Source organism: Halobacterium bonnevillei (genome assembly GCF_009831555.1).
In the GTDB taxonomy this organism is placed as follows: Archaea; Halobacteriota; Halobacteria; order Halobacteriales; family Halobacteriaceae; genus Halobacterium; species Halobacterium bonnevillei.
Window position 1 is genome coordinate 1 of record NZ_WUUU01000161.1, and the last position, 6,557, is coordinate 6,557.

Annotated in this window: 8 protein-coding genes; 6 read left to right on the plus strand and 2 right to left on the minus strand. The window is 69.0% G+C overall.

The window, feature by feature from the left end; all coding sequences use genetic code 11:
• The first annotated feature begins 238 nt into the window (after nt 1-238).
• The 3 genes from GRX66_RS15075 to GRX66_RS20090 are packed head-to-tail and all read left to right on the plus strand — an operon-like array spanning nt 239 to nt 1,998.
• A complete protein-coding gene (locus tag GRX66_RS15075; protein WP_159527290.1) occupies nt 239-1,099 on the plus strand; it encodes a cytochrome c oxidase subunit 3 in 861 nt (286 codons plus the stop codon).
• A gap of 57 nt (nt 1,100-1,156) precedes the next feature.
• Nucleotides 1,157-1,471, plus strand: coding sequence for a biotin--[acetyl-CoA-carboxylase] ligase (locus GRX66_RS20085; protein WP_233745556.1), 315 nt, complete (start codon nt 1,157-1,159; stop codon nt 1,469-1,471).
• Nucleotides 1,456-1,998: a biotin--[acetyl-CoA-carboxylase] ligase gene (locus tag GRX66_RS20090; protein ID WP_325064140.1), complete on the plus strand. Its 543-nt coding sequence runs from the start codon at nt 1,456-1,458 to the stop codon at nt 1,996-1,998. The genes GRX66_RS20085 and GRX66_RS20090 overlap by 16 nt, the downstream gene beginning before the upstream one ends.
• 154 nt (nt 1,999-2,152) lie before the next feature.
• Here the strand turns inward: GRX66_RS20090 and coxB are convergent, their stop codons facing one another.
• Entirely contained in the window at nt 2,153-2,914 is a 762-nt protein-coding gene (gene coxB, locus GRX66_RS15085; RefSeq protein WP_159527291.1) for a cytochrome c oxidase subunit II, read from the minus strand.
• 108 nt (nt 2,915-3,022) lie between these two features.
• On the opposite strand from coxB, the gene cyoE reads away from it, so the two are divergent.
• Both cyoE and GRX66_RS15095 read left to right on the plus strand, forming a co-directional pair.
• Nucleotides 3,023-4,399 (plus strand): heme o synthase, encoded by a 1,377-nt coding sequence (cyoE, locus tag GRX66_RS15090; protein WP_325064141.1) that lies wholly within the window; start codon nt 3,023-3,025, stop codon nt 4,397-4,399.
• A gap of 1 nt (nt 4,400) precedes the next feature.
• Nucleotides 4,401-5,057 carry a DUF7546 family protein gene (locus tag GRX66_RS15095; protein ID WP_159527292.1) on the plus strand — a complete coding sequence of 219 codons (657 nt, stop codon included), beginning with the start codon at nt 4,401-4,403 and terminating at the stop codon, nt 5,055-5,057.
• Between the two features lie 29 nt (nt 5,058-5,086).
• Here the strand turns inward: GRX66_RS15095 and GRX66_RS15100 are convergent, their stop codons facing one another.
• Nucleotides 5,087-5,482 carry a DUF5788 family protein gene (locus GRX66_RS15100; RefSeq protein ID WP_159527293.1) on the minus strand — a complete coding sequence of 132 codons (396 nt, stop codon included), beginning with the start codon at nt 5,480-5,482 and terminating at the stop codon, nt 5,087-5,089.
• Between the two features lie 309 nt (nt 5,483-5,791).
• On the opposite strand from GRX66_RS15100, the gene GRX66_RS15105 reads away from it, so the two are divergent.
• Nucleotides 5,792-6,557 (plus strand): ABC transporter ATP-binding protein (locus tag GRX66_RS15105; protein ID WP_159527294.1); only part of this gene is annotated, 766 nt, incomplete at its 3' end.

Below are 6,557 nucleotides of genomic sequence, written 5' to 3' on the forward strand. Positions count from 1 at the left end.
CGACAGGAACAGGCCACGTCGGCACTGCCAGTTCCTGGCCGCTGGCGTCCCGGAGGCTGCCGCCGTGCGCTGCGGCGACGCCGCAGACGGCCGCGAGTCCGAGCAGGGCGCCGAGCGTCCGCGCGCCGCGTCGAGACATACCTGGTCGTACCACCCCACCTCCTGTCAGGATTGCGGTACGGCGGCGGCGCGAGCGGAGTTGGATGCCTTTTTAGTACTCGCCCTGCAACCGGCTGGTATGACTGTCACGGACGATTCGACGGAGGACCACGGCCACCACCTGCCGGCCGTGGAGGACTGGCCGAAGGGCTTCGGCGAGGCCAGCTGGTGGCCGTTCGTCACCGCCATCGGCGCCGCGGGGTTCTACATCGGCGCCGCGCTGTACGTGCTCGCCGAAAGCGACTCGTTGGACCTGGTCGGGCCGATGGTCGGGCCCGCCGTCTTCGTGGGGAGCACGTTCGTCTTCCTCGCCGGGCTCTACGGCTGGGTGTACCACGCCTTCGTGAAGCACTTCTGGACGCGGGAGACGTCGGGCGGCGAGGGCTTACGCTGGGGGATGCTGCTGTTCCTCGGCTCCGAGATCGCGACGTTCGGCGCCGGGTTCACGTACTACTTCTTCATCCGCGCTGGCGCGCAGTGGTCCGAAGCCGTCCAGCACGTCCCCGAAGGCTTCCTCGGCGCACTGGTCATCGCGAACACGCTCATCCTCGTCGCGTCCAGTGTGACGCTGCACTTCGCGCACGTCGCGCTCCGGAACGGCAACCGGTCGCGGTTCCTCGGCCTGCTGGCGACGACGCTCCTGCTCGGCGTCGTGTTCATCGGCGGCCAGGTGTACGAGTACTACGAGTTCATCGTCCACGAGGGGCTGACGCTCTCCGGCGGCGTCTTCGAAAGCGCGTTCTTCGGTCTCACGGGGCTGCACGGCCTCCACGTCTCGCTGGGCGCGGTGCTCATCGCCATCGTACTGGTTCGCGCGCTCAAGGGCCAGTACTCCGCCGACCGGCACACGTCCGTGACGACCGTCTCGATGTACTGGCACTTCGTCGACGCCGTCTGGATTCTCCTCGTCGTCGCGCTGTACGCCGGCGCCGTCGTCTAACCCGGCGCTCGCATTCGCAACGCCGCGCTTTTTCCTGCCGACCGCGAACGTCGTTCCATGAGTGTCGACATCGACCGGCTGCGCGAGCGCATCGACGCGCCGGTCGTCCACCACGAGTCCATTCCCAGCACGAACGACGTCGCCCGCGCGGAGGGTCGCGACGGCAGTCCGCACGGCACGTTCGTCGTCGCAGACGAACAGACCGCGGGCCGCGGCCGAACCGGGAACGTGTGGGCGTCGCCACCGGGCGGCGTCTGGTCGAGCACGCTCGTCCGCCCCGACTTCGACGCCAGCCACGTCGCCGACTCACGTTCGCGGGCGGCCTCGCCGCCGCCGAAACCGTCGAGGCGTTCGGCGTGGACGCGCGACTGAAGTGGCCAAACGACGTCGTCGTGGACGCGGCTGCCGGCGAGCCACGGCGGAAGCTCTGCGGTATCCTGACGGAAGCCGTCGTCGACGAGGTGCCCATCGCCGGCAAACCGGTCGACGAGGTGCTCCCGGGCACGGACCCGGCCGACGCCGACCTCTCGTTCGCGGTCCTGGGCATCGGTGTGAACGCCGACCTCGACCCCGCCGACCTCGACGTCGACAGGGACGTCACAACGCTCCGGCGGGAGGTCGACGACGTCGACGCGACAGAGGTCGCAGCGACGCTCTACGACCGACTCCTCGAGTGGGTCGGCCGCGTCGAGACCGAGGACGGGTTCGGCGCCGCCCTCGACGAGTGGCGGACGCGGAGTGCAACCCTCGGCGAACGCGTACGCGTCGACACCCGGGACGGCGAGGCGGTCGTCGGGACCGCTGACGGCGTGACGTCGCGCGGGGCACTCGTCGTTGATACCGGTGACGACCGCGTGGAAGTCACCGAAGGCGAGTGCTCGCGCCTCAGGCGGACGTAACAGGACTGCGGACAGCGTGGCCGCAAGCGAACGTACCGATGCCGTCGAAAGCAGGGCCACCAGCGACGTCGGGACCACTATCGAGAGTACGCTACGGAACGGACGAAACGCGTAAAAACGGGGTTCTCAGCGACGGACTATTAGCGTCTCCGACTCAGACGCTCGTGTTCTCGGGGTCCTCGGTCCACTCCTCGTAGGTGTCCTGGTCGACGACGACGATCTCACCGAGCATCTCCGAGTGGCCCTGACCACAGAACTCCGCGCAGTAGAGCTGGTACGTGCCTTCCTCGGTGACTTCCGTGATGAGGTAGTTGGTCTGCCCGGGGACGGCGTCGGCCTTCAGGCCGATTTCGGGCGCGTGGAACGCGTGAATCACGTCAGCGGCGTGCGTCCTGATGACGAGTTGCGTGTCCACGGGGACGACCATCGGTTGGTTCCCGTAGTCGATGCCGGACGTCGCTGACCCGGAACTCACCGCGAGGTCCTCCTCCGGGTACTCGTAGTTCCAGTACCACTGGACGCCCTCCACGTCGACGACGACGGTTTCGTCCTCGGCGATCGCTTCCTGGGCGTCGGCCTGCGTCGCGGTGACGGATGGCTGCGCCATCACGCCGTAGGCGGCGACGCCGACGAACAGGAGCACGACGGCCGTCGCGACGGTCCAGGTGATTTCCAGCCGGCGGTTCTCCTTCGTCGGTTTCGCCTCGTCGTTGTTCCGGAACTTCCACACAGTGTAGACGAGGATGCCCTCCACGAGGAGCGTGATCGGGAGCGCAGCCGCGAGCAGCATCGAGTTCAGGTCGCGGATGAGCTGTTCGGTCACCGACTGGTACTGCGCGGCGGCGACCGGGTCCACGAAGGCTGCGAGGAAGCCGACGGCGGCGACGAGAACGGGTACGAGCCGCTTGCCTCTCATGCTACCGCGACGGTTCGGCTCGGTTCCATAAATAGGTGCTGAAAGCGCCCGTCGGCGAGTCGGATAGGCTAAGTGGGACCGGTCGTAACCCCCCGGTGAGAGCAGTTCGTGACCCCAACCAAACCCGACCGGTTCACAGCGGTGCTCGCGGCGGCCGCGATGGGCGTCTACGCCCTCCTGGTCGTCGGCGCGACGTCCGCGTTGACGAACGCGTCGAGCGCCTGCCGCTCGTGGCCGGCCTGTGACGGACGCTGGTACGCCGTCGACTCGCTGTCGCTCGCCGTCGTCTGGGGACACCGCACGCTGGCCGTCGTGACTGGCGTCCTCGTCGTCACCGCCGCGGTGATGGCGTGGCGCCGCGGCGCGTCCCGGCGGGTCCGCACGGCCATCACTGTCGCAATCGCCGCCTACCCGGTCCAGGTGGGCGTCGGCGCCCTCACCGCAACGTCGGGGTCGTCGGCCGCGCTGGCCGGCGCACACCTCGCGCTGGGCGTCCTCATCTTCGCGGGCCTCGTCGCCGCGCTGGCGTGGACGCTCGAGACCGAGACCGCACACTTGCCGTCCGGAGAGTGGGAGGGCGAGCCGAAAGGCGACGACGGCGACAGTTCCGTGCCGTCGACCGGTCCGATGGCGACACTCTACGCGTACTTCCGCCTGACGAAGCCGCGGCTGATGTGGCTGCTGTGCCTCGTGGCTGCGGCGGGGATGGCGCTGGCGGCAGGACCGAGCCTCCGCACGGAAACAGTCGCCGCGACGCTCGGCGGCGGCGTGCTCGCCATCGGCGCGTCGGGGACGTTCAACCACGTCCTCGAGCGCGAGAAGGACAAGAAGATGTCGCGCACCGACGACCGGCCGCTGGCAACCGACCGCATCCCGAAGCGGAACGCGCTCGCGTTCGGGTTCACGCTCGCGGCGGCGTCGCTGGTCGCGTTCTACAGCGTGAACGCCCTGACGGCGCTGCTGGGGCTCACCGCCATCATCTTCTACTCGGTGATCTACACGCTCGTCTTGAAGCCCAACACCCGTCAGAGCACGGTCATCGGCGGCGCGGCGGGCGCGCTCCCCGCGCTCATCGGGTGGGCCGCGGTCACCGGCGAAGTGGGCGTCGCGGGCCTCGCGCTCGCGGCGGTCATCTTCCTATGGACGCCGGCACACTTCTACAACCTCGCGCTCGCGTACAAGGACGACTACGAGCGCGGCGGCTTCCCGCTGATGCCCGTCGTCAGCGGTGAAGCCACCACGCGCAAGCACATCGTCTACTACCTCGGCGCGACGCTCGTCTCCGCGATGGTGCTCGCTGCGCTCGCGGGTCTCGGCATTCTGTACGCCGCGACGACGGTGGTCTTCGGCGGCGTGTTCCTCTACGCGACCGTGCGCCTGCACCGCGAGCGCGACCGGCCGGCGGCGATGCGCGCGTTCCACGCGTCGAACGCCTATCTCGGCTGCCTCCTGGTCGCCGTCGTCGTGGACGCGATGGTGGTCTGAGATGGGGGCGTCGGCGTCCCTCTCGCCGGGCCGGTTCCGGCCGGCGAAGGCGACGCTGCTGTACGGCGCGCTCCTCGTGAACGGCGAACTCGCGCTCGTGCTCCTGTACTTCGCGCTGTCGTCGTCCGTCCCGACCGACCCGGTGTTCCTGGCGTACCCGTTCGTCTGGATCAACGCCGCCGTCTGGGGCGTCTCCAGGGTCGACCTGCCGGCGGCGTCGGGGCGTCAGCGCCTGCTGGCGGCGGGCGTAGCCATCGCCTACTTCCTGCTGTTGGGCGGGCTGGGCGGCCTCTACATGCTGCACGGCGACGGCCTTGGCACCCGAATTTCGTGGATGGCGCCCGGCTGGGGGCCGACGCTGGTGTACAGCGGCACCGCGGTCACGGTGAGCCTGTTCCCGTACAAGGTCGTCGGCTTCGGCGCGCTGGCGTACCTCGTCGCAGTGACCGTCCTCGACGCCGCCAGAACCGGGGTCGCGGGCGTGCTCGGGCTGTTCTCCTGCGTGAGTTGCACGTGGCCGGTGGCGGCGACGCTGCTCACAGGGGTTTTCGGGAGCGCATCGGCGGTCACCGCCGTCTCCCAGAACCAGCCGTACGCGCTCGCGACGGCCGTGTTCGTCTCCTCGGTGCTGTTGCTCGTCTGGCGCCCGACGCAGTAGGCGTCGGCGCGGCGGGAGACCCCCGATAGCTATCGCATCAGGGAGAGGAGCTCTCTGGCGTCTTCCAGTTGCTTCTGCCGGAGCTCCTCCCCGATTGAGGGGGCGTCCAGGCCTTCGAGCGCGTTGAGCGCGCGGTCGATGCCGTGGATGCTCTCGACGAGTCGTTCGCCCTCCTGCCGGGTGACGTCCTCACGCTCGAGTCGCTGCTTCCGTTCGAGGCGCTCCCGTCTGAGTTCCGTTTTGACCGCCTCGACGCGTTCGCGCTCGCGTTCGGGGATTGCGTCGAGTCGCTTGCACTCGAAGACGAACTCCTTCACGTCGATAGTGGTCCCCTGGACGGTCAGCTCGTCGGGAATCTCTCGTCCCACGGTCCCTGCGGGCCGACGGAGCTTCTCGAGGAGTTGTCGGCGCTCGCGGTCGTCCATGGTGTCGTATCAGTATGTCCTCCCCACGGCGACAAAAGCGTTTGGAGCACCGAGTTACCCTGATATATCCTACACTAATGGTTATCCCCGGCGGACCGCACTCTCCGGTAATGCGTGGCGGCGCGTCTGACTCTCTGGCAGTCTTCGACGTAGCGAGCAACGCCACCAGGGTCGAGATTCTCGAGGCACTCGCGAACGCCTACAGCGACGACTCGACCGACCCCTGGGTCGGGTCGAAGAATCCGCAGGAACGGCCATGCGTCGTCCGCGTTCCACAGCGCTTTATTCGACTCGCCCTAATCCGAGCGCATGGACCCGGTACTCGTCGCCGAGGACGTACACAAGCGATACGGCGACACCGCTGCCCTCGACGGCGTCTCGCTGTCCGTGGAAGCTGGCGAGGTGTTCGCGCTCGTCGGCCCGAACGGCGCGGGCAAGACGACGCTCGTGCGCTGCCTGACCGGGACGACGACGCCCGATTCGGGGACTGTACAGCTGCTCGGGGCCCGCCCGGCCGAGACCAACGAGCAGCGCGTCGGCCTGCTCCCCCAGGACTTCTCGCCGCCGGACCGCCTGACCGCACAGGAACTGGTGGCGTACTACGCGGGCCTGTACGACGACGCCCGCGACGCAGACGCGGTGCTCTCGGACGTCGGCCTCGACCCCGGGACGGACACCTGGTACGGCGACCTCTCGGGCGGCGAACAGCGGCGTGCGTGCGTCGCGGCGGCGCTCGTGAACGACCCGGACGTCCTGTTCCTGGACGAACCGACGACGGCCGTCGACCCGGCGGGGCGGCGTGCGCTCTGGCGGGTGTTCGAACGCCTCGCAGCGGACGGCACCACCATCTTCCTCACTACGCACGACATGGCGGAAGCCGAACGGCTCGCGGACCGCGTCGCACTGCTCACCGCCGGCGCTGTCGCGGCGACGGGGACCCCCCGCGAACTCGTCGACGCCCACGGCGGCCCGACGCGACTCGTCGTCGACCCGGCGACGTCCCTGGACCCTGGCGACACCGTCGACGTCCCGGGCTTCGAGCCGACGGTCACCAGCGAGGGGGTCGTCTTCGCGG

Coding starts and splice junctions, on each gene's coding strand:
- GRX66_RS15075 (WP_159527290.1), top strand. CDS start 239: ATGACTGTCACGGACGATTCGACGGAGGACCACGGCCACCACCTGCCG.
- GRX66_RS15095 (WP_159527292.1), top strand. CDS start 4,401: ATGGGGGCGTCGGCGTCCCTCTCGCCGGGCCGGTTCCGGCCGGCGAAG.
- coxB (WP_159527291.1), bottom strand. CDS start 2,914: ATGAGAGGCAAGCGGCTCGTACCCGTTCTCGTCGCCGCCGTCGGCTTC.
- GRX66_RS15100 (WP_159527293.1), bottom strand. CDS start 5,482: ATGGACGACCGCGAGCGCCGACAACTCCTCGAGAAGCTCCGTCGGCCC.
- GRX66_RS20085 (WP_233745556.1), top strand. CDS start 1,157: ATGAGTGTCGACATCGACCGGCTGCGCGAGCGCATCGACGCGCCGGTC.